Raw genomic sequence first — 26,641 nt, forward strand, 5'->3', positions numbered from 1 at the left:
TTTCCTTGGTTCTTTGCCCACCCGAGTGGAGCAAGTATCGAACCGGGCATTATTGACTTGACAAAATACCAGGGAAACTGTATTGGTTTTTATAGTTTCCATAGGGTAATAAAACTACGATTCAATGAACGGTACCTGATTATGGGTGAATCAATCGTAAAGGCGAAGATCATCGAGATATTCAAGCGCCTCTCGTCGATTTTCGGAATCAGGGGCATTACGATCGACATGATCGCCAGCGAGTGCGGCATATCCAAGAAGACGCTCTACAAGTTCTTCAGGAGCAAGGATGAGCTCGTGGAAATCGTGTTCGCCGCGATCCTCGACCAGATGCGGGCGGAATTCAGGACGATCGAGAGGACGGAGTCCGATCCGCTTACGCGACTTGATCGCTTTTTCGCGACGGCATACAAGCTCTTTGGCAGCATTTCGCGGCCGTTACTCAGGGACGTCAGACGCTATTACCCCGTCATCAACGAGAGGATCCGCGAATTCGAGCGCGAACAGGTCGATCTGTTTACCGGCACCATCCGAACCGGCATACGTGCCGGCGTCTTTAAAAACATAAATCCTTCCATCGTGGTCGGGTTTCTGACCGGAGCGAGCAACACCGTGCTCAATCCCGATTTTATTCTTGAACACAATCTGACCGTCGAGGACAGCATCGTCGCTTTCAAAAGCCTCTTTCTCTCGGGCCTCCTTGACCGACAGGCTGAGGACCGGCATGCTTGACAGATACATCAGGTTTATCATCAACCGCCCCGGCACCATCGTGGCGGTCATCGTACTTATAACCATCGCGCTTGGAGCGGGACTTCCGAAGCTTCGCTTCGACAACTCCCTCGACTCCATGATGCCTTCCAGGGACGCGGAATTCCTTCTCAATGAGGAGGTCAAGAAGACGTACGGAAACAATGGCAAGTTCATCATCATGGATGTCGCCCCCGATAATATTTGGAGCGATGAACGGCTCCTCGAGTTCGACAACCTGATAAGCGATATCGAGGAGTACCGGGATTTCGATGAGGCCCGCGAGGCCGGCCGACGCCAAAAATTCCTTTCTATCGCCGCGGGGGCTCCGTTTAACAGGGAAGAACTCCTGGAGCACTATAAAGATGATCAGGCCTACTCGCGTCTTCTGTCCCGGAAAATCATCTCGCTCTTCGGGAATGCGCAATCCCTTGACCGTGACCAGCTCTCGAAGCTCGACCGTGAGCTTGCAAAGTCGGCGCGCGTGCGCGCCGAGCGTCTGGTCGACAGAATCCTTTCGCCTTTCACCATGAAAGACATCTCAGGCCGGGACGACACCCTTTCCGCGTTTGACCTTGTCGAGCGCGATGAAAACGACCGCCGCATGGTACCGACATCCAGGGTCGGCGCGCCGGAGCTAAAATCACGCCTTTGGGCTAACCCGGCGTTCGAGAAAGGCATTTTCTACCGCAACCCCGCCTCGGACGAGATCACCAACTTCGGTGTCCTCATCCGCCTGATCGACGTGCGCGATTATGATGGCATCACCTCCGAGATTCAGGAGATCGCCCTGAGCCATCCGGACCTTCGCATCACCATGCAGGGTATTCCCGTCCTCTACCGTCAGATAAACCGCTACATGCAGCATGATCTGCGACTCTTCATGCCGCTGGTGATGCTCGTGATGATTCTCATTTTTTACCTCAATTTCCGGTCCGCACTCGGCGTTGCCTTTCCATTCATCACGCTTATCCTCGCCGACGTCTGGGTGTTGGGGCTCATGGGGCATCTTGGCGGCAAACTCACCGTCATCGGCATCTCCCTTCCGCCTCTGATGATCGCCGTAGGGAGTTCCTATTCCATTCACATACTCAACCGCTTCGCTCTCGATGCGGGGCTCATACGCGACCGTGGACCGGTTGAAGGAATCAGGACATCGCTCAATACCATCGCCATCACGCTGCTTCTCGCGAGCCTCACCACGATGATCGGATTCGCCACACTGGTCACCAACCAGGTCTCCGCCATCCGGGAGTGGGGACTGTACTCGGCGATCGGCACCTTTTTCGCCGTGCTCATCGCCTCCTCGCTCATCCCCGCGCTCTGCATCTTCCTGCCCAAAGCGTCGCGGGACCTGGGCCGTGCCGGCGAATCTTCCGGAAAAGCCCCGGTCGACTTTATCGTCAGATTCATGGCCCGCCTTGCGACCGAGCGCACGCGCGCCGTCATGGCCGTGACGACGGCAATCCTTGTTTTTTCCGCCATCGGCATCACGTTTCTCAAGACCGAAACATCCATAAGCGCCTATTTTCGTGAAGATGACGCAATCAACGTGAGCGCGAGGCTTATCGGCGAGCGCTTTGGTGGAAGCTTGGGCCTCAACATCCTTCTGGATTCCGGAAGGACCGACGGCGCAAAGGACCCCCAGTTTCTTACGACCGTCGAGGCAGTCCGAACATGGCTGGTCGCGGAAAAAAATAAGTCCTTCCAGATCGGGCGCACCGATTCCTTCACTGATGTGATAAAGCGCATGCATATGGCCATGAACAACAACGCCCCGGCCGCCTACGTCATACCCGAATCCAAATCCGACATAGCCGACTACCTCGAAATCTACTCGGGTGAAGACCTGAACTCGGACGGGCGCGCCGACGACTTCGAGCCGTACATCGATCAGGATTTCCGCACCGTCAACCTCTTCGCCCGGATGTACGAAAAGGAGGGCGCGCCGCTCTCGACCTCGCGGCTCAACGAGATCATCGCCTCCATACGAGCGGGGGTTACCCCAATGCTCGAAGAGCGCGGATACCGTCTGGCGATATCTGGCGAGCCCATCATCATTACCCGGCTCGCCAAACACGTGGTGACGGGCCAGCTCATGAGCCTGTTTCTTTCGCTTGCCGTGGTCGGCATTGTCATCTCGCTTCTTTTTAAAAACTGGAAAGCGGGACTTGTTTCGCTCATTCCTATCGGGATCGCCGTCGCCCTTAATTTCGGCCTGATGGGATGGGCGGGAATACGGCTCGATATCGCCACCGCCATCATCGCATCGATCACCATCGGCATCGGCGTCGACAACACCATCCACTTCCTCAACACCTTCCGCCACCACCGCCGTGCGGGCAAAGATCTCGACGATACCATCCGCACCACCCTTTCGACCGCGGGGCGCGCGATCATCTATACGGCGCTCGCGCTCATCCTCGGATTCGCGGTGCTCATCGTATCGAGTTTCAAGCCCATCATCTTTTTCGCTTTACTTGTGGGCGTAACTTTCATGGCAACCACGGCAGGGGCGCTGCTCATTCTTCCGGCGGTCATCCGGTTTACGGGGGTTGATCTCTCGGAATCAAAATCCAACTCGCGATTCTGGAAATATTTTTATATAGGCAAAATATTCAACATAGAAAACCAGGCCACGCCTGAAGGAGGTTTACGATGAGATCGTTCTTAATCGCGCTTTCGGCTTTACTTGCCCTCGTCGCTTCCCCGCTCCACGCGCTTGACGGAAGACAGATAATGGAAAAGAGCGATGCACTGACGCAGCCGAAGAGCGTTCGTGCCGCGGTGCTCATGCTTATCGAGAAGGGCGGCAGGGTTGTCGAGAAGGAATTCGAGCTTGTCGGGAAGAAGTCAGGTGACAACGAAAGGGTGTTAATCTCGTTCAGCCGTCCGACCAGCATACAGCTTCTGACGCACACCTACAAGGGCCGCGATGACGACCAGTGGCTCGTTCTTTCCTCCGGCAAGGTGAAGCGTATCGCGCTCGCCGACTCGGACAAACCCTTCGTCAATTCTCATTTTTACTACGAGGACCTCAAGTCCAGGGACATTGACGATTACGGTTACACACTTCTCGGTGACGCCAGGGCCGGCGGGGTCGATTGCTACAAGGTCGAGGCGAAGGCCAGATCAAAAAATGTCGTGTACGATAAGGCGGTGTTCTATATCGACAAAACGAGCTTCTTCGCCATGCGGATCGACATCTACATGAAGGGCGAACTGCACAAATATCTGGAGAACCACGACATCAGGAAAGTGAACGGCATCCTTACTCCCTACCGGGCGGTCATGCATGCCGCGGACGGAAAGAGTAAAACCGATCTCAGGATCAAATCGGTGACCTATAACGTGCCGATCGCGGATTCACAGCTTTCCAAAGAAGCGCTCAGGTAGACCCGTAATCCGGCGGTGGAAGTTTGCGGGCCATCCGCCGCCGGCGTCCGCTTAAAACAGGATTCTCTCTATTCCCTTTTTCTTCACTGTCTGAAGAAACTTTTTCTCCCAATCCCGCCCCAGAAAACGCTCCGCGGCATACACCGCGAGAGAGCGGCCGGTCACCGCAAGCTCGTTGTTGATCTTGCAGAGCCCCTGGACACAGCTTGGGCAGGTGGTGAGGACGCTTACCCTGCCGCGCCGCGTAACTCCGAGAAGGTTCAGTTTCTTGCGTTCCCTGAGCGTGTTGGATATCTCCGGCGTTGAGAGGGCCAGTGTGCCCCCCTCTCCGCAGCAGTTGGGGATGTTTACGGGGCTGATGCCGAACAGCTTCTCGAAGGTCTTTTCGTAGCCCAGGCGCCTCAGCGGCGTGTGGCAGGGCTCGTGGTAGAGCACGGGATGCCGCGGCGCCGTGGCCTTCCCGTATATTTCCTCCCGCGCGATAAACTCGTTGATGTCCATGATGGAGGCGCCGTTAAAAATGTTCTCAATTTCATATTTTTCGAGCATCTCGAAACAGGTTCCGCACGACACGATAATATGCTCGATGTCCATATAGCCGGTTGTGCCCGCAATTCTGTGAAAGAGCACCCGGTTCTCGTAGCTGCGCATGTCCGCCTGGGCGGTCATTCCGTTGGCGAGCATGGGATACCCGCAGCAGATGAACTCCGGGGGAATGACCACCCGTACGCCCGCATTGTACAGCAGGGCGATCACGGCGATGCTTATTTCGGGGAACATCCGTTCCGAACCGCAACCCGGGAAATAGACCACGCTTTTCCTGACCGGCATGTCGGGGTTTTCAAAGGAATAAAAGCAGTTGCCGCCCTTGAGGCGAAGGCGCTCGCGAATCGACTTCTGTCCCGTCCGCGGGAAGCGACCGGCCAGGTACCCGCTGATCCGCGGTAAAAGCTCGCGGGTGACCTTCGAGACGGGCCTGTTCACGTAATACCCGAGCCGTTGTGCGCCGTAGCCCAGCCGGAAGACCAGGACCCGAAGGAGTTTGTTGATGTAATAGCCGCGCCGGCGCAGGAAAAAGATCGTGAACTGGGTCGCGGCCTTGAACTGCGATTTCTTGCGCTGCACCATGAGTTCGCGCACGTCAAGGGTGATGTTCCCCAAATCGATCTTCACCGGGCACGGCGCCTGGCAGCGATGGCACATGGTGCAGTGGTCGGAGATCTCCCGCAGCTTCTTGAAATTGCGAAACGACAGCGACGTGGAGGTCTGCGCGTCGTAGAGCACCGCCTCCATGATGAGCCCAACACCGAGGATCTTGTTCCGCGGATTGTAAAACATCGTGCCGCAGGGATAGTGCGTGTTGCATACGGACTTGCACTTGCCGCAGCGGACGCACGGGGCGATCGAGGTCGAGAGAATCTCGAGATCGGTGGCCTTGAGGATGAAGGCCTCCAGCTCGAGCAGGTTGAATGACGGCGTGTAGATGCTGCTCTGCGGGAAATCGGCGCTGAGCTTTCCGGGATTGAACAGGTCTTCCGGATCGTTCTCCAGCTTGTACCGGCGGTATTCCTCGAGCACCTCGTTGTCGATAAACCGCAGCTTTGTAAGCCCGATGCCGTGCTCGCCGGAGATGACGCCCCCCAGCCGAACGGTCTCCTGCATTATGACACCCGCCGTTTCGTCGGCCTCGCGCATCATCATGTAGTCGTTGGAATGCACCGGAATATTTACATGAACGTTTCCATCGCCGGCGTGCATGTGAGTGGCGATGATGATCTTGCGCTTACGCTCGTTCCGGACCACCGCGCTGAACCTGTCGAGCAGTTCCCCATAGCCGTGAAAGGTTATGGCGAAGTGCGTAATGACGTCATCCTCGAACTGGATGGTGATAGTCCCGTCCTGGATCAGCTTGAAAACGGTCTCTCCCTTTCCTCCCCCGAGCTCCGGCCCCGCGGGCCGGTCGAAGTTTTCGACGTAGGCCCGGTAGCATTCGCGGACTTTGCGCAAACCGTCGATGTAGGAGTCGATACGGGCGGCGCTGAAATCCGCCCCCTGGGCGGATTTCGCATCGCAAAGGAAGCGTTCGACGTCGTCGATGATACGGATGTCGTTTTCCAGCTCCTTCTGTAGATTGAGCTTCTCGATGAAATCGGCGAACAGCGGCAGCTTCTCGAGCGGGATAACCACGTCCTCGTTGAGCTTGAAGGCGTTGGTGTGCCGCGCGATTGCGCCGAGGTTCTTTCTGTCCGCCCAGAACAGGTCGCGCTCCTTCCCGTCGGTCGCGATGATCCCCTCGGTGTTATAGGGCCCCACCATTCGGATAATACGCTCACATGCATCGAGTAAAAGATCCTCGTTGTTGCTCTCGATATCGATTAAAAGCACCGCCTTGGGGATGGCGGTCCGTTTGGACTTGTTTCGATAATCGATGGCCAGAACGTACTTCTCGTCGAAATGCTCCAGCGCGGTCAGAAAGACCACCGCGTCCTTTTCGAAGGTGCTCACGATATCGACGATCGCCTTCGACGCGTTGATAAGGTTATTGCCGAAAAACTCCAGGCATATGGTCTTGCAATGGGCGAACGGGTGATAGAGCACGAAGCGCGCCGTGGTGATGATCCCGTCTCCGCCCTCCTTCTGCACGCCAGGAAGCCCCTTGAGCGCCTTGTTGGTGATGTCCTTTCCCAGTCCCTTCTTGCGGATATCGGTGCCGAGGAGCGTAATGGTGCTACCCGGGACACTCTTCGCGCCCTCGATGCGGCATACATCGAAGACCACCGTGTCCCCCGGCAGGATCTTCCGGTACGGATGATCGCGGCGCTTCACCTCGAGCACGCGCCCCTGGGCGTCCGCTATGGTGTACGAATACAGGTTGTCGATCGCCGTGCCCCACATCACGCACTTCTTGCCGCCGGCGTTTTCGGCGATGTTGCCCCCGATCGTCGAGGCCCAGGCCGATGTGGGATCGGTCGCGAAGATATAGCCGCTGTGCTCACAAAAGGTTATGACGTCCTCGGTGACCGCGCCCGCCTCGACGCGTACCACGGGGAACTCTCTTCCGCCTTCCCGCTCCATCTCGATCCCGAAAATCCGGTTGAGCTTTTCAGTGTTGATGACCATTGAGTTTCGGCGCACGGGGACCGCGCCGCCGGTGAGCCCCGTACCGCCCCCTCGGGGGATGACGCCGAGGTGGAGCTTTCTGGCCGCGCGTATGAGCGCCGGTATCTCCTCGACCGCGTCAGGATAGACCACGACCGCGGGGTACTCGACCCTCCAGTCGGTGGCGTCGGTGGCGTGCGACACCTTGTGAAACGCCGAAAACTGGATATTGGCCCGCGCCGTGCAGGATTTCAGGACGTGGAATATCCTTCTTCGAAGCCGCTTCTCGGCGGCGAAACCGGCGAAAAAACTTTTATCAAGCTCCAGCGTCTTCCCGACCAGTTTCAAAACAAGGGGATTGCCGTTCGCTCCCTTGACGATGATATCAAGGCGCGCACCATGTAGCCGCTTTAAGCGTCGCTGCTTACGGCGGTCCTCCAGGTAATCGTTGAAGATATAGGGGTTTCGGTCTATTATGAACAGGTCTCCGTATATCTCGAAGAGGAGCTTCGCACTCCTGCCGGTAACGCGCTGTGAACGCAGCGATTCGATGATATCCGCCGTCTCTTCGTCGAAATATCTGAGGATTATCTCCCGGTCCGAAAAGGAGGTGTAGTTGTAAGGTATCTCCCTGTACTTGAAGTCCTTTTTTATCATTTACCTGTAATTCCCCGTCTGTGCACCCGGTAGAGTCGAAAAAGCCGGTTCGGATACATGCGTACAATATCGTTTTATTAGGACTCTGAAATATGTCGTCAAGATAATTTATGCGCCCGCCTAAAACTTATAAGACCCGCTTTTCGTCATTCTAAAAACCTGGAAACGATATCTGATCCAACCCGGGCCCGATTAAATTAATAAAAAACTATTGACAATTATAACATACTGAACCATGTTCATTATATGAATTGAATTCATATAATTAAACATCCGAACCGCATCCAGGCGCATGTCCGAATAATCGAAATATGGCCCGGGTGGCGTAATTATATCACTTAAAACATCGTAAACCGAGGAGGTTCTGTATGCCGCGAATGACACCGTCTGAGGCGCTCGTTGAAACACTGGTTGCCGAGGGAATACGCGACGTATTCGGCATCGTTGGAAGCGCATTCATGGACGCACTCGATCTTTTCCCCGCCGCGGGTATCCGCTTTATTCCGGTTGCCCACGAGCAGGCGGCCGCGCACGCTGCCGACGGCTACGCCCGCGTCACCGGCAGGCCGCAGTGCTGTATCGCCCAGAACGGCCCCGGCGCCGCCAACTTCGTTTCGGCGATCACCGCCGCCTTCTGGGCGCATTCTCCCGTCGTCGCCATCACGCCCGAGACCGGCAGCATGGGTATCGGAACCGGCGGATTCCAGGAACTCGACCAGATGCCCTGGTTCGAGAAATCCACCAAGTACCAGGTGCGGGTAAACCGCCCCGAGCGCATGACCGAACTCGCGCGCCGCTGTTTTTACATGGCCAAACTGCTGAGCGGCCCCACCCAGCTCAACATCCCACGCGATTTTTTTTACGGTGATCTGGACTGCGAGATATACAAATCCGGTGACGTATGCTACGGTCCCGGCCCCGAGGAGCAGGTGAAACAGGCCGCCGAGATGCTTGCAAAGGCCAAATTCCCGGTGATCCTCGCCGGCGGCGGCGTATCGCAGGCTAACGCCCACGACGAGGCCAAGGCGCTCGCCGAATACCTCACCGCGCCCGTGGTCAACACCTATCTGCATAACGACAGCTTCCCGGCCGACCACCAGCTCGCAGTCGGACCTATCGGCTACTGCGGCTCCAAGGCCGCGATGCGGCTCATCGCCAAAGCCGACGTTGTACTCGCGCTCGGCACACGTCTTGGACCTTTCGGCACGCTTCCACAGTACGACATCGACTACTGGCCGAAGGACGCGAAGATCATCCAGATCGACGTGGACGCCAGCCAGCTCGGTCTTTCCAAAAAGGCCGATATCGGCATAATGGCCGACGCAAAGGAATTCGCCCGGCAGCTTATCCTGCGCCTCCGGGCCATCGACGGCAAGCGGGCGGCGGACGCCAGGCGAATCGAGGACATCGAAAAGGAAAAGAACATCTGGAAGGACGAGCTCGATAAATGGTCGTCCTCGACCAACAGGCTCATGCATCCGCGCCGCTTCATCAAGGAGCTCACGGACGCGATGCCCAGAGGCTCGATCGTCACGACCGACATCGGCAACAACTCGTCGATCTGCAACAGCTATCTCCGGTTCGCCGGGGCGCGCCAGCACATATCGGCGCTAAGCTGGGGCAACTGCGGATTCGCTTACGGCGCCGCGCTTGGCGCGAAGATGGGTTCGCCCGACAGTCCGGTGTTCGCCCTCCAGGGTGACGGCGCCTACGGCATCAGCGGCATAGCCGAGGTGATGACCGCGGTCCGCGAGAACATCCCGGTAATCGCCGTCGTGTTCAACAACCACGAGTGGGGCGCCGAGAAAAAGAACCAGATCGACTTTTTCAACAACCGTTTCGTCGGTTGCGACCTGCCAACCAATCCCGATTACGCCCAGGTCGCCAAAGACATGGGAGCCCTCGGGTTCAAGGTCGAGGATTACAGCCATGTGAAAGATGTCGTGAACGAGGCGGTGAAGTCCAAAAAGCCGGTTGTCATCAACGCCGTTATCGAAGGAGGGGCGAATGTTCTTGCCGAGCCGTTCCGCCGCGATGCGTTCAAGCCCGCGGTGCGGCACCTTCCGAAATACAAGCACCTGAGCATGGTATAGCTATCCTTCTATACATAGCTGTCCGGCGCAGTGACGTTACTCCGCCGGCGCCTCCTGCGCATGCCCCTCGGCCTGACGGCCGGAGGGGATTTTTTTAACGGAGCGCCCGATTGTGCACTCTTTGCTTGATTTAATCGGACGTGTCGGGGTACTGTTTGCTCACAATGGACAAGCGCCATTCACCCAACCGGGAGATAGTGGAGTCTAAAATGAAAATACTGGTCGTCAACGCGGGCAGCAGCTCGTTAAAATTTCAGCTCTTCGACGCCCGGACCGAGGACGTACTTATAAGGGGCAATTACGACGGTATAGGCCTGTCGGGAACCGAAACCTCCTGCGAGAGGAAGATCGTCATCACCGGTAAGACTGAACGGGGCGCCCGCGCCGTTCGCGACCACGAGGGCGCCATCGGCGACATGCTCGAAACGCTCCGCGCGAAGAGCGTCATAGACGATCGTAGCGAGATCACCGCGGTGGGGCATCGTGTCGTGCATGGCGGAGAGCGTTACAGAGCCACGACCCTGATAGACAAAACAGTGACTTCCGATCTCGGGGAAATCGCCTTTCTCGCCCCGCTGCACAATCCTGTCGGCATTGCCTGCATAAAAATCCTCATTCATGAGCTCGCCGGCGCCCGACAATACGCCATCTTCGACACGGCCTTTCATCAGACCATGCCGGAGGAGGCCTATCTCTACGGACTGCCCTACGCGCTGTATAAAAAATTCGGCATCAGGAAATACGGCTTCCACGGCACAAGCCACAAGTACGTCTCGCTGAAGGCCGCGGAGATTCTGGGCAGGGATATCACCGAACTCAAAATCGTCACCTGCCACCTCGGCAACGGCCAGAGCGTCTGCGCGGTCAAACACGGCCGCAGCGTCGACACCTCGATGGGATTCACCCCGCTCGAGGGTCTGCCAATGGGTACCCGCAGCGGTTCATTCGATCCCGAGATCATTTTCTTTCTTATGGGCCACGGCTATACGGCCGCGGCCATAAAAAGAATTATCAACAAGGAGTCGGGACTTCTGGGACTGAGCGGAATATCCAGCGATCATCGCGCCATCGCTGAGGCCATCCTTTCGGGAGACCCTAACGCCATCCGCGCCGAGAAGGTGCTGATCAACCGCATCGTCTGCACCATCGGCGCCTATGCCGCCGAGATGGGCGGACTCGACAGTATCGTCTTCACAGGGGGAATCGGAGAAAACTCGCCCTCTTTACGCAGGGACATTCTGCAAAACCTGAGCTTCCTCGGTATCGATTTCGATGACGAAAAGAACCGGGCACACGGCGCAATCCTCACCCGGCCCGGTAGCCGCGTGGTCGCCATGGTGGTCCCCACCAATGAGGAACTGCAGATAATGCGCGAGGTGCGCGAGGCGTTGGACGCATAGGGCCGACGCCTACTTCGCTGCGGTATTTCCCACGCCAAGGGTCTTCAGCCATTCCATCGTCCGCACAAAACCTTCGCCATAGGATACCTTCGGCTTCCATCCAAGCTCCCTGGCCGCCTTGTCGATCGAGAACTTGAAGCGCGAACCGAGGTTTTTCACCACGTAAGTGGTCAGGAGCGGCCGTTCCTTTTTACCCAGCGCCTTCCAGATCATCTCCATCGCGAAGGAGGCCGCGTAGGCGGCGAAATAGGGGATGTGCAGCGTTGTCGGTGGCGCACCCAGCGCCGTGGCGATCCCCTTGCAGAAGTTCTGCAGCGTATCGTACTCGCCGTCGTGGACAAGATAGCCGTTGCCGACCGCCCGCTCGTCGGTCGAGATGAGCATGAGGAGGTCCACGAGATTATCGATGTAGGCCGGCCATACGATGACGTCCTTTCTCCAAAACAACAGATCCCGCTTTACGATCGCCTCGGCGAGAGGATAGACGAAGGTCATGTCGCCGGGACCGAATACCCAGCACGGATAGACCATCGTCACCGGCAGGCCATGCTCCCGATGGAAACGCCAGGTGATCCGCTCCGCCTCGATCTTGGAATCAGGATAGGGCTCGCCCCACTTCCTGAGAGGAAATTTCTCGTCCATTATGTTCTTCTCATCGATACCAAAGACGTCGTTCGTGCTCATGTCGACGAACCGGTCTACGTTCGCCGCGAGCGCCGCCCGGCACATGTTCTCGGTCCCACCCACGGTCACCTCCCGAAAGAGGGCCTTTGGCGCCCAGTCGGTCACCACCGCGGCGCAGTGAAATACGATGTTCATTCCAGAGGAGGCGCGCTTTACCGAATCATACTCCCGCACATCGCCGCTTACGACCTGAACGCCCTTTTTTTTAGCCAACCGCTCCCCGCCCGGATCGCCGGGCAATACCATCGCCCGAACGCGGTTTCCCTTCTTCAGATTTGCCTCTAACAGATGCCCCCCGATGAATCCCGTCGCCCCGGTAATCAGTACGTTTTTCATAGATTTCCTCTCACCTGTATACAATTGCGATATCGCCACCCTCGGGACGGTTACATCCGCAACGCCCCAGGCATCCCGATAGAGGTTACCGCTTCACGTATAAAAATCAACCATATTCCTGCAGGTTCCGCTTCAGGCCGCGGATGCGATACGGCGTATTTTCATTTGACGCACTCCGCAATTTCGGTATCTCTGAATAATCGTCATTTTCGAAATGAAACCGGGGTCTGTCATGAAGGCTATTACCACAATCCGTAAGCTCATGGAAGGTTCGCCCGCCGTGATCGTCGCTCTGGGCGATTCGCTCACCCAGGGATGGCTGGTGAACAGGGGCTATCTCGTATTTCTATGCGAGATGATAAAAGAAAAGTATCCGCTGGCGCGGTTTGACATCATCAACCGGGGCATCCCCGGCGACACCGCCGAGGGCGGCCTCTTGCGCGTCCGCGAGGACGTGATCGACGAGGACCCGGACTGCGTCTTCATCCAGTTCGCGCTCAACGACGCCTTTATCGGCCATCCCGTCGAACGCTTTAAACGCAGCCTCCAGTCCATCATCGACCGCATCCGCGAAAACACCGATGCCGAAATCATCCTCCTTACCTCGGTCCACCTTGGCGAATCCCGCGACAATGCGATAGCGGCGCCTTTCTACGCGAAGATCGAGGAACTGGCGGCGGAAAACTCGCTTCCAATCGCAAGGGTGCATGAATACTGGCGAAGAAAAATCTTGGAGGGCGTCGATTTCCGCACGCTGGTACAGTTCGACCAGGTCCATCCGACCACGGAGGGATATCGCCTGATGGCGGAGGCGATAATGGATGTGTTCATCCAAAACTGAAAAGACGGCCTTTCGGCCGCCTTTTCAACGCATCCCCGAGGGGATTCGAACCCCTGTTGCCGGGATGAAAACCCGGTGTCCTAGACCCCTAGACGACGGGGACAAATGCTGAGGCACTATAAAAAATTGCGTCGATTGGTCAACAATATTTCGCAATTTTCTGTGAGTCGCCGGAGAATTGAACTCCGGACCCACTGCTTAAAAGGCAGTTGCTCTACCGACTGAGCTAGCGACTCAAAACGTACGGGCTTAGGGGTATTAAACGCCGGTTTTACTGTCAAATAAAAATTAGCACACAACCGTTAAAAAACAATATAATAACCGTGTTGCAAATCTCTGGCAGGCCGGTATTCCCCGGTCGCGCACCGGCTCGAATGTAAAATTTAATCGAGTACAAAGGTATTTTCTCTGTCGGGCCCCACGGAGACAATCGAAATCGGGATATCGAGTGTTTTCCGGATATAATCGACATACGCCCTGGCGTTCGAGGGCAGCGTCTCGAAACTGCGGCAGGCCGAAATGTCCTCGTCCCAGCCGTCAAGCTCCTCGTAAACCGGTCGAATCTTGTGGTTCATCGACGAGGGGAAGTATTCCAGTCGCTTTCCATCCATCTCGTATCCCACGGCGACCTTTATCTTTTTAAAGCCGCTTAATACATCTATCTTCGTAAGCGCAAGACTCGTAAGGCCGTTCACGCGCTTCGAATACCGCATGATCTCCATGTCGAACCAGCCGCAGCGACGGGGTCTGCCGGTTGTCGAGCCGAACTCACCGCCCTTCTCGCGAAGACGAGCGCCATCGTCGCCCTCGTCCTCCGTCGGAAACGGCCCCTCGCCGACGCGTGTCACGTAGGCCTTGGTGATACCGATTATTTTATCGATATTAAACGGCGAAAGGCCGGTGCCGGTAAGCGCCCCGCCGATCGTCGTGTTCGACGAAGTGACGAACGGGTAGGTGCCATGGTCTATATCGAGTGCCACTCCCTGCGCTCCCTCAAGTAGAATTTTCTTTTTCTGTTCAACGGCGCGGTGCAGGTAATTCTGGGTGTTGATGATATTTCCTTTCACGCGGTCCCTGAAATTCCGCACGGGTTCCAGTATCTCCGCGCTGTCGAACGGCCCGCGCCCGTGCATCTTTTCCAACAAGCTGTTTTTCATCGACAGGCCGCAGCCCAGCCGCTCCGCGAGATAATCGTCATCGAGGATATCGCCGACGCGTACGCCAAGACGAAGCGCCTTGTCCGAATACGCCGGGCCGATGCCCCGCTTCGTGGTGCCGATCCGGTTGGTGCGCGACTCCTCGACGAGTTCGTCGAAGAGCTTGTGGTAGGGCAGGATGAGGTGGGCCGCGTCCGAAATAAGGAGCCTGCTGCCGACCTCGATACCCTGCTCCTCGATGGCGTCGATCTCTTTAAGAAGCTGTTCGGGATCCAGCACCACGCCGTTGCCGATCACGCACACCTTGCCGGGATGCAGTATCCCCGAGGGGATCAGATGAAAGACATGCTTCACTCCGTTGGCCACGACCGTATGCCCGGCGTTCGCCCCGCCCTGGTAGCGCACGATGATATCCGCCCCGGCGGAGAAGTAATCGATCATCTTCGCCTTGCCCTCGTCGCCCCACTGTGTGCCAATGATCACCACGCAGCTCATATCCGTTCCTCGTTGAAGGGGAATCCGCTTTTTGTTTCAAGCGGAACCACCATAGAGTAAAACAATTTAATAACAAGCCTTTTTCACAGCAACCCCGAGGTCAACCACTATTTAACGCAAAGGCCCCCGGTCGGGGGCCTTTTGCTTTCATCAATAATAGGTTCGTGTCAGCGTCGCCGACCCTTGATCTCGTAGAGCTTGCGGTACAGCGGGTTCCCCTCCCCGTCGAAAATGAGAATGATGACGTTGTTGAAGAACACGTAGTCGACCCGATACGGGCTCAGGTGATAGGTGCGCACGACCAGCCTGTCCTTAAGCGTATAGGGCTTTCCGGTTGCAGGGTCGATGCCGGCCTTCGGATTTTTCGGGTGCTTCACCAGCATGGTTTTACCCTTCGCGTCAGGATTATCGTACTCGTAGTTCTTTATGTCGTCGGGATAGGGCACTAAATTTCGAATGCGCTCCCTTTCCGGGACAGGGAGCTCGAAGCTCGATTTGGTCTTCTCGACCTTTTCATACGTCGCCACGGTGAAGATGTACATGTCGAGCGGATCGTTCTGACGGCTCTTGAGGATGATCTCTACCTCGAGCAGTTCTCCCTTGCCGCCGGGATCAATACGTCTGTTAAAATAACAGTGTTCCACCTCGAACTTTCCGCTGTATTGCGCCTGTACCGGGATATTGGTGACGGATAGCGCGGATTTTTCTTTTTTATCGGGCGCGTCCTTAACCGGCCCGGACTGGGCGAAGAGCGCCAGGGGCATGATGACGAAAGCTGCGGCCAGCAATTTTTTCAGCATTGTCAACTCCGGAGAATAGTTGGATTCTCCTTCCTTATCGGTGCGGGAAAAGGCAAAATTTAGGAAATTACGCCTATAGCCCCATGAACCGCGCGATGATCATCTTCATGACCTCCGATGTGCCGGCGTATATGGTCTGGACGCGCGCGTCCACGTAAAAGCGCGCGACGAGGTACTCGGAGCAGTAGCCGTAGCCTCCGAAGATCTGCAGGCAGCGGTCCGCGACGCGCTTCGCCATCTCGGTCACCCACAGCTTGGCCATGCAGGTCTCGTTCATCACCGATTTGCCGGACATGTGCGCTCGGATGAGGTCGTCCACAAAACTCCTTCCGACCGCGACCTCGGCCGCGATCTCGGCGAGGACGAACTGCGTGTTCTGGAATTTTGAAAGGGGCTTGCCGAACAGTCTCCGCTCCTTCGCGTACTCCACGGTGATCTCCAGGCAGCGCTCGGCGGCCGCCTGCGCGCCCACTGCGCAGATGAGCCGCTCGGGCTGTAGCTTCTGCATGAGAAAGATGAAGCCCATCCCCACCTCTCCCAGAAGGTTCTCCTCGGGAATGGCGCAGTCGTCGAAAAAGAGCTCGGCCGTGTCCTGCGCCTTGAGGCCTATTTTTTTAATGGGCGCGCCGCGCGAAAAGCCTTCCGCGCCCCGCTCCACCACGAACAGGCTCATCGCCTGGTTCGCCGGCGTGTCGGCCGCGCCCGTACGCGCGGCAACCACGACAAGATCGGAAAGTATACCATTCGAGATAAAGGTCTTCTGGCCGTTCAGTATCCAGCGGCCGTTCTTTTTCACCGCGGTCGTTTTTATGGAAGCGAGGTCCGACCCGGCTTCGGGCTCGGTCATCGCGACGGCGAGGATGATGTCCCCCGAAACGCATCCGGGCAGCCACCTGGCCTTCTGTTCGCGCGTGCCGTACGAGTCGATGTACGGGGCCACGATGTCATTATGCAGCGGGACGAACAGGCTCCCCATGCCCGCACGCGCAAGCTCCTCCGTTATGATGACCGAGAACAGGTAATCCGCCCCGGAGCCGCCGTACTCCTCGGCCGCCCAGGGGCAGAGATAGCCGTTCTCCCCGAACCTTTTCCATATCCCGCGCGGGACGATCCCCTCATGCTCCCACTGCGCGTAGTTATCGCCGATCTCCACGGCGATGAACTTCCTCAGAGAATCCCGGAAAATGACATGCTCCTCGCTGATCGGCAGTGTGCGTTCCATTGTTACCCCTTTCTTGACGAATAAAAATCTTTACCGGATAACGCCGCGTCGCGCAGGATCCCGGCCGCCTTGAAGCGCTCTCCATGCGATGTGGCCAACTCGTCCATGCGTCCCAGTATCGCGCCCGCGCCCTCGGTGTCGATATGCCTGAAGGGGCCTCCCCGGAACGGCGGAAATCCAAGGCCCAGGATCGCCCCCGTGTCCCCGTCGCGCGGTGAGGCGATGATGCCCTCCTGCAGGCAGAGTAGCGCCTCGTTCACCATCATGAGGCTCACACGATCCTGAATCTCGCGCACACCGATTTCTTTGTGTGCAGCGGCGTTCAGAATGCCGAGAACATCCCGGTCGATCTGACGCATCCCCTTTTTCTTTTTGACGTCATAACGGTAAAAACCCTTTTTGTTTTTCTTGCCGTGATAGCCCTTTTCGTAGAGCAGCCCGAGCCCCGTTGACGGCCTTGCCCCTCGCGCCTCGAACATCGGCCCGAGGCCTATCGATACGTGCGCACCCACATCGATTCCCACTTCGTCAAGCAGGGCGATGGGACCAACGGGATACCCGAAGGCGAGCATCGCCCTGTCGATGGCGGACGGGTCCACCCCCTCTTCAATGAGCAGTACCGCCTCGTTCAGCATCGGCGCCAGTATCCGCGTCGTATAAAACCCCGGCCCGTCCTTAACCACGATGCAGGTCTTCCCCTGTCGAATGCCAAACTCGAGCGCTGTCGCCGTCACCCAGTCGGCCGTTTTATCGGTCGTGATGATCTCGAGAAGAGGCATTCGCTGCACGGGGCTGAAATAATGCATGCCGATAACGTTCTCAGGGCGCAGGCTCTCCGCCGCTATCTCGCGGATCGGCAGCGCCGAGGTGTTGGAAGCGAAAATCGTTTTTTCGCCGGTGGCGCGCTCCACATCGGCCAGTATCCGCCGCTTGAGATCGAGGCTCTCGAAGACCGCCTCGATGACGATGTCCGTTTCCCTGAACAGCGAATAATCATCGCAGGGAACCATCTTCCCATACAGCGTGTCGCGCTCGAAAGGCGTGATTCCTCCCGAGCGGGCGCGCTTCACCAGTCCCTTCCATACTTCGCGCATGCCGCGCGCGGCCGCATCGAGCGTGGTGTCCTTTACCAGCACCGTATCGCAGCGCTCGACCGAGACCGCGGCTATGCCGCTTCCCATCAAGCCCGCCCCCAGCACCGCGAGTTTCTTGACCTGTCGCGCGATGTCGCGCCGGGGGTTTTTTTTCGCCTCGGTCATCGCGAAGAAGAGCCCCATCAGCGACTTCGCATGCTGCGAGAGCACAAGCTCGGAAAACCGCCTGCAGTCGGCCTCTATACCGCGCAGCGCACCCTTCCTGTAGCCGTAGGCCACGGAATCGAGTATAGCCAGCGGCGCCGGATACAGTCCGTGCGTCTGCTTCATAACCATTTTCCTTGCCTGCGAGAAGACGATCCGGCGGCCGAACCATGTACCTTCAAGAAAAGCGGTGACAATCGAGCGTTTGCGTTTCCTTTTAATTTTTCCTTTTCGCTCGGTGAGCTCGCGCGCTTTCTGCACGGCGGCATCGCGGACCGCGTGGGGATAGACGATCTCGTCGATGAGGCCGAGTTTTTTCGCCTTTCGCGGGCGTATGTTCCTTGCCGTAAGGAGCAAAGGAAGCGCCTGGGTAAGACCGATGAGCCTTGGGAGCCTCTGTGTACCGCCCCCGGCGGGGAACAGCCCCAGTTGCACCTCGGGAAGGCCCATGACGGTCTTTGGCGAGTCCGTCGCCATCCGGTAATCCGCGGCAAGGCAGAACTCGACCCCTCCGCCCAGGCAGTTTCCGTTGATCCCCGCCACCACGGGAATGGACAGACGCTCGACCCGGTTGAGTATGCCGTTCGCCGTGCTGATATACTCGAATATCTCCTCCCGTGTGTTCTTCCCCTTGAGTTCGTCGATGTCGGCCCCCACAATAAAGTTGTCGTCCTTGCCGCTGACAACCGCCATCGCACGCACCGTAACGTCTTTTTCGACCGACTCTATCATCGTCTCTATCTCTCCAAGCAGCGCTGAGGAAACCTTGTTCACCTTGGTGCCGGGCGAATCGATGATCACCAGCACGATACCGTCGCGCGTCTTTTCTATTTTCAGATGGGAAAGCGACAGCCGGTCCACCGGGACATGACCACCCTCCCGCGCTTCTTTCGTTCCCGTTCCTGTAGTCCGTTCGTTGCTCATGATTATCCTCCTTTTCATCATCAGGCGGCGTTTTCAACCAGTATTGCGCTACCGATCGCGCCCGCCGCGCAGCCGGCGATGATTCCGAACCGCTGTCCGGTTTCCTGAAGCCGGTTGCAGCATGTGGTGAGCAGCCGCGCGCCGGTCGCCCCGAAGGGATGGCCGAGCGACAGCGACCCGCCGAACAGGTTCAGCCTGCTCCTGTCAACCATGCCGACCCTGGCCGGGTATCCGACCTTTTCACGCCCGAAGGAGTCGGACTCGAGACAGCGGATATTCGCTTCCATCTGCGCGGCGAAGGCCTCGTGTATCTCCAGCACCCCTATTTCCGAGAGCTCAAGGCCCGTTTTTTTCAGCAGCTTCGCAATGGAGAAAGCGGGCCCCAGCAGCAACTCATCCCACACGTCTTGAGCCGAATAAACATACGAACTGATATAGGCCTTCGGCTTCAGCCCCAGGGCCTTCGCCTTTTCCTCGCTTATCAACAGCACGGCGGCCGCTCCGTCGGTCAGAAACGAGGAATTGCCCGCGGTGACCGTTCCGTATTTTTTATAAAAAGCGGGCCTCAACTTATTGAGCCCGTCAAATGTCGCGTCCGCGCGGGGACCGTTGTCCGTGGTTATCGTTTTTTCGGTTCCCTGGACCACTACCGGCACGATCTCACTTTTCAAAGCGCCCGAGGCGATCGCCGCGACCGCCTGCCGGTGTGAGAACTCGGCGTAGTGGTCCTGCTCGTCCCGCGAGATCCCCAGCCGCTTCGCAAGCCGGTCGGCGTTGTGGCCCATCGAGAGGGCGGTTGAGTATTCGCCGATCGCCGGCCGCTGGGGAACGATAAAGTCCATCACCTTCATTCCCTTGAGAAGTTTGAGCTTTCCCGCAAGCGTCTTCGGCCTGCGGTACATCGTCAGGTCGAGGAGAAAGCGGCGGTATCGCTTGGAAATTTTAATATCGGGGTCCGAAAAGCTCTCGGTCCCTCCCGCAATCACAACGTCGGCGTTCCCGGTCGCTATCATGTCGGCCCCGGCGGTAATCGCGGCATTCGCCGATATGCAGGCCACGGTGACGGTGTATGCCGGAACATTTTCCGGAATCCCGGCGCCAAGCATGATCTCCCTGGCAACGTTGGTCGTCGCCACGTCCGATGCGACCGTTCCCATGATCACCTGGTCAATCGCTTTTTGATCGATTCCCGTCGCCGCGACCAGTCCCTTGACCGCGAACCTGCCCAGCTCCCACGCCATGAGATCGTAATATCCGGTCCCCGACCTGAGAAACGGCGTCCGACGTCCGTCTATCACGGCCACACGTCGCGCTTTTTCCGTACTCATCCCTCATTCCTCCGGATGCATGCGGTGCGAACCGCCGCGTTCCCGTGTTCCTCATGGAGCCGGCGAAATAGTGCATGCGCGTTAAATAGATTATTTTACTTGCAGCGGGGCGTTCCCCAGTCCCTTCGCCGTGAGACAAAGGTAATACAACCAGAGACACCCTGCGCCAATGTGTACATTTACTTTGTATGACAATATTACAAAGTAAGTCAAGCGGAAATACGGCTACACTGGGTTTTGCGGAAAAAATATTGGTATGTGGAAATGACGACATCATTTGAAATGCTGTTTACCCAAAACGCGAGGAAATAATAAGCCTGACGCTTGTCGAAGATGGGCCCCGTTGGACTCCGGGGAGGTTCATTTATTGCGGAGGCAAACGCTGCATGTTCCGGGCATTTTCTTATTACGACCTGGAAACCATCATCGGAAGCACTTCCCGCGGAAAGCCACACCCTGCCTCATCATTTCGTATGACTCCACTCATTCATATCCCAGGGCCCCGGGCTTTACAAAGACGCGAACCTCATCGCCCTCCGGTGCGTTATGGTATGTATACTTACAGGAAGCCGGGGTTGTTTGCCGACACCCTCCCCGTGCACGTGTTGATAAAGTACGAGGTGCTTACCCCGGTTGATTTCGTCCGATGTGTTCCCGTTTCACGGGAAAATGTACTTTACACCCCCATCCCCGGCTGGAACCCTTCCCCGCATGGAAAAGCCATCCAAATACGACGCGGTCGTCTTCGACCTCGACGGAACCCTGCTCGATACCCTTCAGGATATCGCCGATTCGGTTAACGCCGCGCTGGCCGAGGAGGGGCTTGCGCCCTATCCGGTGGACCGCTATCGCCTGATGGTCGGCAACGGCATGGACGTCCTCGTGGAACGGGCGATAGCCGGACGTCTTGACGCGGCCGGGGCGACCACACGCTGCCTGGATCGGGCCCGAGGCGAGTACGCGCGCCGGTACAACGCGACCACCCGCCCCTATGACGGAATACCCCCGCTCCTCGACGAGCTCGCCGCGCGCGGCCTGAAAATGGCCGTGCTTTCGAACAAGCCCGACGAGTACACTGGGAAAATTATTCGCGAATACCTGGACGGCTATTTCAAAATCGTCCGGGGGGCGCGCTCTGACCACCCCAAAAAGCCCGATCCTACACAGGCGCTCGAGATACTCGTCGCACTGGGCGTCGCGCCGGAGCGCTCCATCATGCTTGGCGACAGCGGGGGCGATATGGAGACGGCCCTCCGCGCCGGCATGTTCCCGGCGGGCGTTTTGTGGGGGTTCCGCGACGCCGATGAACTCCGCTCGTCCGGCGCCCGTGCGCTCATCAAACATCCAATGGATATCCTCGATCTTTTCTGATACGCCGGATTCGGCCGCGCATACCTAATTTCTATTGACTTCATGCCGCAACCGGAGCCATACTCGGGTGATCGGCCTGCCACCCCGGTAGCGTCCGCTCTACGGCGCCCGATTACACCCTGAATTCGCCGGGTCCCGGCGCGGTAACAGCGCGACGATGTTCGGTAACTTAATGGCGGTTGCGGGACTCAAAACGGGACCGCAGAGAGGTTGATCATGGAACATTCCGCTATTCGTGAAACAGTCTCACGGTTAAGGAAATTCTACGAAACGGGAACCACCCGCGATCCCGGTTTCCGGATCGACATGCTGAAAAATCTTGGCACGGCAATCCGCTCGGCCGAGGCCGACATTATGACGGCGCTTTGCACGGACCTCCGGAAACCGGAGTTCGAATCTTATGCCAGCGAAATCGGCATTCTGTACCCCGAGATCAAATACGCCGCCGGGAACCTTCGTAACTGGTCAAGGCCCGAGCGGGTCCCCACGCCGATCATCCACTTTCTCTCAAAGAGCGTCATCTACCGTGAACCCTACGGAACCGCGCTCATCATGAGCCCGTGGAACTACCCTTTTTACCTCACCATCGGCCCGCTCATCGCCTCAATGGCCGCCGGGAACTGCGCCCTTATCAAGCCGTCCGAGCTGTCACCGGCAACCTCGGATCTGATTGAAAGGCTGGTTACCAGTACCTTCGATCCCTCGTATATCGCGGTCGCGCAGGGCGGAGTCGAGACCGCCAGCGCGGTACTCGCCGAAAAATTCGACTTCATCTTTTACACCGGAAGCACCGCGGTCGGGCGCGTTGTGATGACCGCCGCCGCGAAGCACCTTACCCCGGTGGCGCTCGAGCTTGGCGGAAAAAGCCCCACCGTCGTTGAGGCGGACGCGCGGCTCGACTTTGCGGCCAAGCGAATAGCCTGGGGCAAGTTCTTCAACGCCGGCCAGACCTGCCTGGCGCCGGATTACCTGATGGTGCACCGCTCAGTGCGCGAGGAGTTCATCGGTCTTTTCATCAAGACCATCCGCGAATTTTTCGGCGACGATCCACGGCGGAGCCCGGACTACGCGCGCATCATCAACGAGCGGCACTTCGCCCGCGTCACCGCGCTCATGCGAGACGGCGACATCATCCACGGGGGCGGCACCTCTCCCGGCGAGCGCTATATCGAACCGACGCTTATCGCGAACGTACGCCCGGAGCACCGCATCATGCAGGAGGAGATATTCGGGCCGCTGTTTCCCATACTCGAATACGATTCCCCCGACGAGGTCGTCTCGCTCGTCAACTCCATGCCCCGCCCTCTGGCCATGTATTACTTTACCGGAAGGCCCGGCAAAGCGCATGCCCTCTTCGCGCGGGTTCAATCGGGAGGGGCCTGCCTGAACGACACGGTATCGCACGTTGGGAGCCATCACCTGCCTTTCGGCGGAATCGGAGAGAGCGGCATGGGAGCGTATCATGGCAGGTACGGCTTCGACACGTTCACTCACAGGCGCGGCGTCCTCGAACGGTCCAACCTGATCGACATGCCTCTTCGATACCCGCCCTACGGGAATAAGCTCTCTCTGCTAAAAAAGATTTTCAGGCTGCTCGGATAGGATTCACACTCCGCGCCGGAAAAATGTTTTGACTGCACCGGCGAGGCCGGGCGATGCTGACGACAGACAGAAACCAGGAAACCCTAATGATAAACGACGAAAGCTACACCGACGAATCGGCCATCGACATCGATTCCAACCTTTTCGAAAGCGATCTCATCGCGATCGACCATGTTCTGCCGTCGCAGCTCTATCTCATCCCGATCAGGTACCGGCCGATCTTTCCGGGGATCGTCACCCCCCTCATCATATCGCAGGGGCGATTTTCCGACGCGATAGACCGTGTGCTCGGCACGACGCGCACGGTGGGGCTTGTGCTCCTTAAAGACGACGACGTCGAGGACATCCAGATGGCCGACCTCTGCACGCTCGGAACCGCCGCGAAAATACTGAAGAAGATCAACCTCCCCGACGGTGGCATCAACGTCCTCATCAACAGCATCAAGCGCTTCAGCGTCAAGAACGTCATATCGGAAAAGCCCCACATCGTCGTCGATGTCGAGTATCTCGACGACGACATGCCCAAAAAAAACATGGAGATCAAGGCGCTCACCCGCGCGGTGCTCTCGCAGCTGAAAATGCTCTCGGAAAACAATCCCCTCTTCACCGAGGAGATGAAACTCACCATGGTGAACGTGGACGAGCCGGGAAAGATCGCCGACTTCGTCACCTCGATCCTGAACCTCGAGAAGAACGAGTACCAGGATGTTCTGGAAACGATCAACGTCAAGCGACGCCTCGAGCGCGTCCTGCGCCTTCTCCAGAAGGAGATGGAGGTGCTGTCCATCCAGCGAAAGATCCAGAACCAGATAAACGAGAAGATAGACAAGCAGCAGCGGGAGTTTTTCCTGCGCGAGCAGCTCAAGGCAATCCGCTCGGAGCTTGGCGCGGAGGACGACGAACGCTCCCGCGAGGCCAGGGAGTGGAAAAAGAAGGCCGAGGAAGCCGGCCTGAAGGGCGAGGCGAAGGAAAAGATCGACGAGGAGATGGAAAAGCTCTCGATGATGGACGCAAACTCAGCGGAGTACTCGGTAACGCGCAATTATATCGAAATCGTCCTTTCGCTTCCCTGGAGCAAGACAACCGTGGACTCGCTCGACATCAACCGCGCCGAGAAGATACTGAACCACGACCACTACGCGCTCGACGACGTGAAGAAGCGCATACTCGAATTCCTCGCCGTGCGCAAGCTAAAGCCCGACGCGCGCGGTTCGATCATCTGCCTGGTGGGCCCCCCCGGCGTCGGGAAAACCTCGCTCGGCAAGTCGATCGCGCGCGCGCTCAACAAGAAGTTTTTCCGCATGTCGCTCGGCGGGATGCGTGACGAGGCCGAGATAAAAGGGCACCGGCGCACCTATATCGGGGCCATGCCGGGAAAGATCATCCAGGGCATCAAGATCTGCAAGTCCCGCAATCCCGTCTTCATGCTCGACGAGATAGATAAACTCGGACAGAGCTTTCAGGGGGATCCGGCCTCGGCGCTCCTGGAGGTACTCGATCCCGAGCAGAACGTCGAGTTCCGCGACCATTACCTCGACGTGCCCTTCGATCTTTCGAGCGTGTTTTTCATCACCACGGCCAACACGCTCGACACCATCCCCCAGGTGCTCGTTGACCGCATGGAGACCATTCGCCTGTCAGGGTACATCACCGAGGAGAAATACGAAATCGCGCGCAGGTACCTCGTCCCCAAGCAGATAGAACGCCACGGCCTGCCGAAGGGCTCCATTAAAATCAACAAGAGCGGCTTTCTATATATCATCAACGCGTGGGCGCGGGAGGCCGGCGTTCGCAACCTCGAGCGGCAGATCGAACGCATCTGCCGCAAGACAGCCTCGACAACCGCCAGAACCGGGAAGGTCCCCCGGGCCGAACTGGGGAGCAAAGCCATACGGGAATACCTCGGGACGGAGATATACATCGACGACGAGATCACCGGAATGGACCGGCCTGGCATCGCGCTCGGACTGGCATGGACCGCGTACGGCGGGGCGACCCTCACTATCGAATCTATCGGCGTCGGCGCACAGAAGGGCGGCCTCATCAAACTCACCGGCCAGATGGGAGAGGTGATGGAAGAATCCGCGAACATCGCCTTCAGCTACGTTCAGCACCTCTTCGCCGGCAACGATGGGGCCGAAAAATTCTTCCGAAACAATATCGTGCATCTCCACATCCCGGCAGGCGCGACGCCCAAGGATGGCCCATCGGCCGGCATAACCATGGCCTGCTCCATGTATTCGCTCGCCACGGGTTTGACCATGCGAAAAAACCTCGCCATGACAGGCGAGCTCACGCTGAGCGGAAGGGTTTTTCCGGTCGGCGGAATCAAGGAAAAGGTCATCGCGGCGCGACGGGCGAAGCTGAAGGAAATCATCATCCCCGTACAGAACAAAAAAGACCTCGAGGAGATTCCCGAGTACGTAAAGAAAGGCTTGAAATTCCACGCGGTCGAGAGTATTACCGATGTAATTGGGATAGCCTTCAATAAACAGAAAAAAGGAGAGTCCGGCGATGGCGGTAAAAAACCTGATGGAAGACATCGTAACAAGCGTGGCGCGCGAGGTCCTCAAAAAGGATAACGATATACCCAAGGCCGAAATATACGAGCAGGACATCATCGCGTACGTCCTCAACCGCGTACCGGCGCGCTATATTACCAGCGAGCGCGGCATCATACACGGCAAGCTCGAATCGCGCTTCAAGTTCCAGCAGCGCACCGATATTCTCTTTCTCATCCAGGAAGCCATACAGAACATTCGCAACCGCCGCGCATCGAGCCCCTCAAGCGTCGAGGAACTGGCCGTTCGCGAGCGCATGCTCCCGCACATCATGGGGGAGGCCCTCGAGGAAACCACCTTTTCGATAATACCCGGCGTCGATGTCACGCTTCTGTACAAGGGCAAACCCGCCGCGATGATCGACGAAAGCTGGACGAATCCCTACACCACGAACAAGGCGACCAAAGGCTATTTCCACTTTTGGCCCTCGTACATCGAGAAGCAAATGGACGAGAAAAAGGACATTCCGTTTACAATAACCTTTGCCCACAAGAAATTCGCCTCAAAGCAGATTGAGCTTTCGCTCCGCGTCCCGGACACTATCAATCTCTACGAGTCACGCATCATCCCGATCACACTGATGCAGATCAAGGATGGCGTGGATATTTCCTTCCTGTACGAATAGGC

At 57.5% G+C, this 26,641-nt stretch carries 17 protein-coding genes and 2 tRNA genes; 10 read left to right on the forward strand and 9 right to left on the reverse strand.

The annotated features are described in order from the left end of the window. Nucleotides 1-141: 141 nt before the first annotated feature. From VLM75_06990 to VLM75_07000, 3 genes are read left to right on the forward strand one after another with little or no spacing between them, the layout of a single operon-like run. Nucleotides 142-732: a TetR/AcrR family transcriptional regulator gene (locus VLM75_06990; GenBank protein ID HSV96664.1), complete on the forward strand. Its 591-nt coding sequence runs from the start codon at nucleotides 142-144 to the stop codon at nucleotides 730-732. Continuing rightward, complete coding sequence (locus tag VLM75_06995; protein HSV96665.1) at nucleotides 725-3,412, forward strand: efflux RND transporter permease subunit; 2,688 nt, start codon at nucleotides 725-727, stop codon at nucleotides 3,410-3,412. The genes VLM75_06990 and VLM75_06995 overlap by 8 nt, the downstream gene beginning before the upstream one ends. Further along, nucleotides 3,409-4,146 (forward strand): outer membrane lipoprotein-sorting protein, encoded by a 738-nt coding sequence (locus VLM75_07000; GenBank protein ID HSV96666.1) that lies wholly within the window; start codon nucleotides 3,409-3,411, stop codon nucleotides 4,144-4,146. Before VLM75_06995 ends, VLM75_07000 begins: the two co-directional genes overlap by 4 nt. Nucleotides 4,147-4,197: 51 nt before the next feature. Here the strand turns inward: VLM75_07000 and VLM75_07005 are convergent, their stop codons facing one another. Further along, the gene (locus tag VLM75_07005) at nucleotides 4,198-7,902 is read right to left on the reverse strand and encodes a DUF3683 domain-containing protein (protein HSV96667.1); all 3,705 of its coding nucleotides are present in this window, start codon (nucleotides 7,900-7,902) and stop codon (nucleotides 4,198-4,200) included. Nucleotides 7,903-8,270: 368 nt separating this feature from the next. On the opposite strand from VLM75_07005, the gene xsc reads away from it, so the two are divergent. Next, nucleotides 8,271-9,995, forward strand: coding sequence for a sulfoacetaldehyde acetyltransferase (xsc, locus tag VLM75_07010; GenBank protein HSV96668.1), 1,725 nt, complete (start codon nucleotides 8,271-8,273; stop codon nucleotides 9,993-9,995). 209 nt (nucleotides 9,996-10,204) lie between these two features. Then, nucleotides 10,205-11,395, forward strand: coding sequence for an acetate kinase (locus VLM75_07015; GenBank protein ID HSV96669.1), 1,191 nt, complete (start codon nucleotides 10,205-10,207; stop codon nucleotides 11,393-11,395). Nucleotides 11,396-11,404: 9 nt separating this feature from the next. On the opposite strand, the gene VLM75_07020 is transcribed toward VLM75_07015, so the two are convergent. Next, nucleotides 11,405-12,415, reverse strand: a complete 1,011-nt coding sequence (locus VLM75_07020; protein ID HSV96670.1) for an NAD-dependent epimerase/dehydratase family protein — start codon at nucleotides 12,413-12,415, stop codon at nucleotides 11,405-11,407. 232 nt (nucleotides 12,416-12,647) lie between these two features. On the opposite strand from VLM75_07020, the gene VLM75_07025 reads away from it, so the two are divergent. After that, nucleotides 12,648-13,256, forward strand: coding sequence for an SGNH/GDSL hydrolase family protein (locus VLM75_07025; protein HSV96671.1), 609 nt, complete (start codon nucleotides 12,648-12,650; stop codon nucleotides 13,254-13,256). A gap of 30 nt (nucleotides 13,257-13,286) precedes the next feature. Here the strand turns inward: VLM75_07025 and VLM75_07030 are convergent. From VLM75_07030 to VLM75_07060, 7 genes are all read right to left on the reverse strand, one after another. Then, a tRNA-Glu gene (locus VLM75_07030) sits at nucleotides 13,287-13,359 on the reverse strand. 60 nt (nucleotides 13,360-13,419) lie between these two features. Next, nucleotides 13,420-13,492 (reverse strand) — tRNA-Lys (locus VLM75_07035). A gap of 147 nt (nucleotides 13,493-13,639) precedes the next feature. After that, complete coding sequence (locus VLM75_07040; GenBank protein ID HSV96672.1) at nucleotides 13,640-14,908, reverse strand: adenylosuccinate synthase; 1,269 nt, start codon at nucleotides 14,906-14,908, stop codon at nucleotides 13,640-13,642. Nucleotides 14,909-15,075: 167 nt separating this feature from the next. Continuing rightward, nucleotides 15,076-15,708 (reverse strand): hypothetical protein, encoded by a 633-nt coding sequence (locus VLM75_07045; GenBank protein ID HSV96673.1) that lies wholly within the window; start codon nucleotides 15,706-15,708, stop codon nucleotides 15,076-15,078. Nucleotides 15,709-15,781: 73 nt separating this feature from the next. Continuing rightward, complete coding sequence (locus VLM75_07050; protein ID HSV96674.1) at nucleotides 15,782-16,930, reverse strand: acyl-CoA dehydrogenase family protein; 1,149 nt, start codon at nucleotides 16,928-16,930, stop codon at nucleotides 15,782-15,784. Nucleotides 16,931-16,932: 2 nt separating this feature from the next. Then, nucleotides 16,933-19,152 carry a 3-hydroxyacyl-CoA dehydrogenase NAD-binding domain-containing protein gene (locus VLM75_07055; GenBank protein ID HSV96675.1) on the reverse strand — a complete coding sequence of 740 codons (2,220 nt, stop codon included), beginning with the start codon at nucleotides 19,150-19,152 and terminating at the stop codon, nucleotides 16,933-16,935. Between the two features lie 20 nt (nucleotides 19,153-19,172). Beyond that, nucleotides 19,173-20,480, reverse strand: coding sequence for an acetyl-CoA C-acyltransferase (locus VLM75_07060; protein ID HSV96676.1), 1,308 nt, complete (start codon nucleotides 20,478-20,480; stop codon nucleotides 19,173-19,175). 711 nt (nucleotides 20,481-21,191) lie between these two features. Here VLM75_07060 and VLM75_07065 point away from each other — a divergent pair. From VLM75_07065 to VLM75_07080, 4 genes are all read left to right on the forward strand, one after another. Then, complete coding sequence (locus tag VLM75_07065; protein HSV96677.1) at nucleotides 21,192-21,851, forward strand: HAD-IA family hydrolase; 660 nt, start codon at nucleotides 21,192-21,194, stop codon at nucleotides 21,849-21,851. A 216-nt stretch (nucleotides 21,852-22,067) separates the two neighbouring features. Continuing rightward, a complete protein-coding gene (locus VLM75_07070) occupies nucleotides 22,068-23,453 on the forward strand; it encodes an aldehyde dehydrogenase (GenBank protein ID HSV96678.1) in 1,386 nt (461 codons plus the stop codon). Nucleotides 23,454-23,539: 86 nt separating this feature from the next. Further along, entirely contained in the window at nucleotides 23,540-26,035 is a 2,496-nt protein-coding gene (gene lon, locus VLM75_07075) for an endopeptidase La (protein ID HSV96679.1), read from the forward strand. Beyond that, nucleotides 25,968-26,639 (forward strand): late competence development ComFB family protein, encoded by a 672-nt coding sequence (locus VLM75_07080; protein HSV96680.1) that lies wholly within the window; start codon nucleotides 25,968-25,970, stop codon nucleotides 26,637-26,639. The genes lon and VLM75_07080 overlap by 68 nt, the downstream gene beginning before the upstream one ends. Nucleotides 26,640-26,641: the final 2 nt, after the last annotated feature.

It is taken from the genome of Spirochaetota bacterium, assembly GCA_035477215.1.
Lineage (GTDB): Bacteria > Spirochaetota > UBA4802 > UBA4802 > UBA5368 > MVZN01.

Bases quoted from the DNA above. Each gene is read 5' to 3' on its own strand.
- VLM75_07065 (HSV96677.1), top strand. From the start codon at position 21,192: ATGGAAAAGCCATCCAAATACGACGCGGTCGTCTTCGACCTCGACGGA.
- VLM75_07020 (HSV96670.1), bottom strand. From the start codon at position 12,415: ATGAAAAACGTACTGATTACCGGGGCGACGGGATTCATCGGGGGGCAT.
- VLM75_07005 (HSV96667.1), bottom strand. From the start codon at position 7,902: ATGATAAAAAAGGACTTCAAGTACAGGGAGATACCTTACAACTACACC.
- xsc (HSV96668.1), top strand. From the start codon at position 8,271: ATGCCGCGAATGACACCGTCTGAGGCGCTCGTTGAAACACTGGTTGCC.
- VLM75_07015 (HSV96669.1), top strand. From the start codon at position 10,205: ATGAAAATACTGGTCGTCAACGCGGGCAGCAGCTCGTTAAAATTTCAG.
- VLM75_07070 (HSV96678.1), top strand. From the start codon at position 22,068: ATGGAACATTCCGCTATTCGTGAAACAGTCTCACGGTTAAGGAAATTC.
- VLM75_07040 (HSV96672.1), bottom strand. From the start codon at position 14,908: ATGAGCTGCGTGGTGATCATTGGCACACAGTGGGGCGACGAGGGCAAG.
- VLM75_07025 (HSV96671.1), top strand. From the start codon at position 12,648: ATGAAGGCTATTACCACAATCCGTAAGCTCATGGAAGGTTCGCCCGCC.
- VLM75_07045 (HSV96673.1), bottom strand. From the start codon at position 15,708: ATGCTGAAAAAATTGCTGGCCGCAGCTTTCGTCATCATGCCCCTGGCG.
- VLM75_07000 (HSV96666.1), top strand. From the start codon at position 3,409: ATGAGATCGTTCTTAATCGCGCTTTCGGCTTTACTTGCCCTCGTCGCT.
- VLM75_07050 (HSV96674.1), bottom strand. From the start codon at position 16,930: ATGGAACGCACACTGCCGATCAGCGAGGAGCATGTCATTTTCCGGGAT.
- VLM75_06995 (HSV96665.1), top strand. From the start codon at position 725: ATGCTTGACAGATACATCAGGTTTATCATCAACCGCCCCGGCACCATC.
- VLM75_06990 (HSV96664.1), top strand. From the start codon at position 142: ATGGGTGAATCAATCGTAAAGGCGAAGATCATCGAGATATTCAAGCGC.
- lon (HSV96679.1), top strand. From the start codon at position 23,540: ATGATAAACGACGAAAGCTACACCGACGAATCGGCCATCGACATCGAT.
- VLM75_07055 (HSV96675.1), bottom strand. From the start codon at position 19,152: ATGAGCAACGAACGGACTACAGGAACGGGAACGAAAGAAGCGCGGGAG.
- VLM75_07060 (HSV96676.1), bottom strand. From the start codon at position 20,480: ATGAGTACGGAAAAAGCGCGACGTGTGGCCGTGATAGACGGACGTCGG.
- VLM75_07080 (HSV96680.1), top strand. From the start codon at position 25,968: ATGGCGGTAAAAAACCTGATGGAAGACATCGTAACAAGCGTGGCGCGC.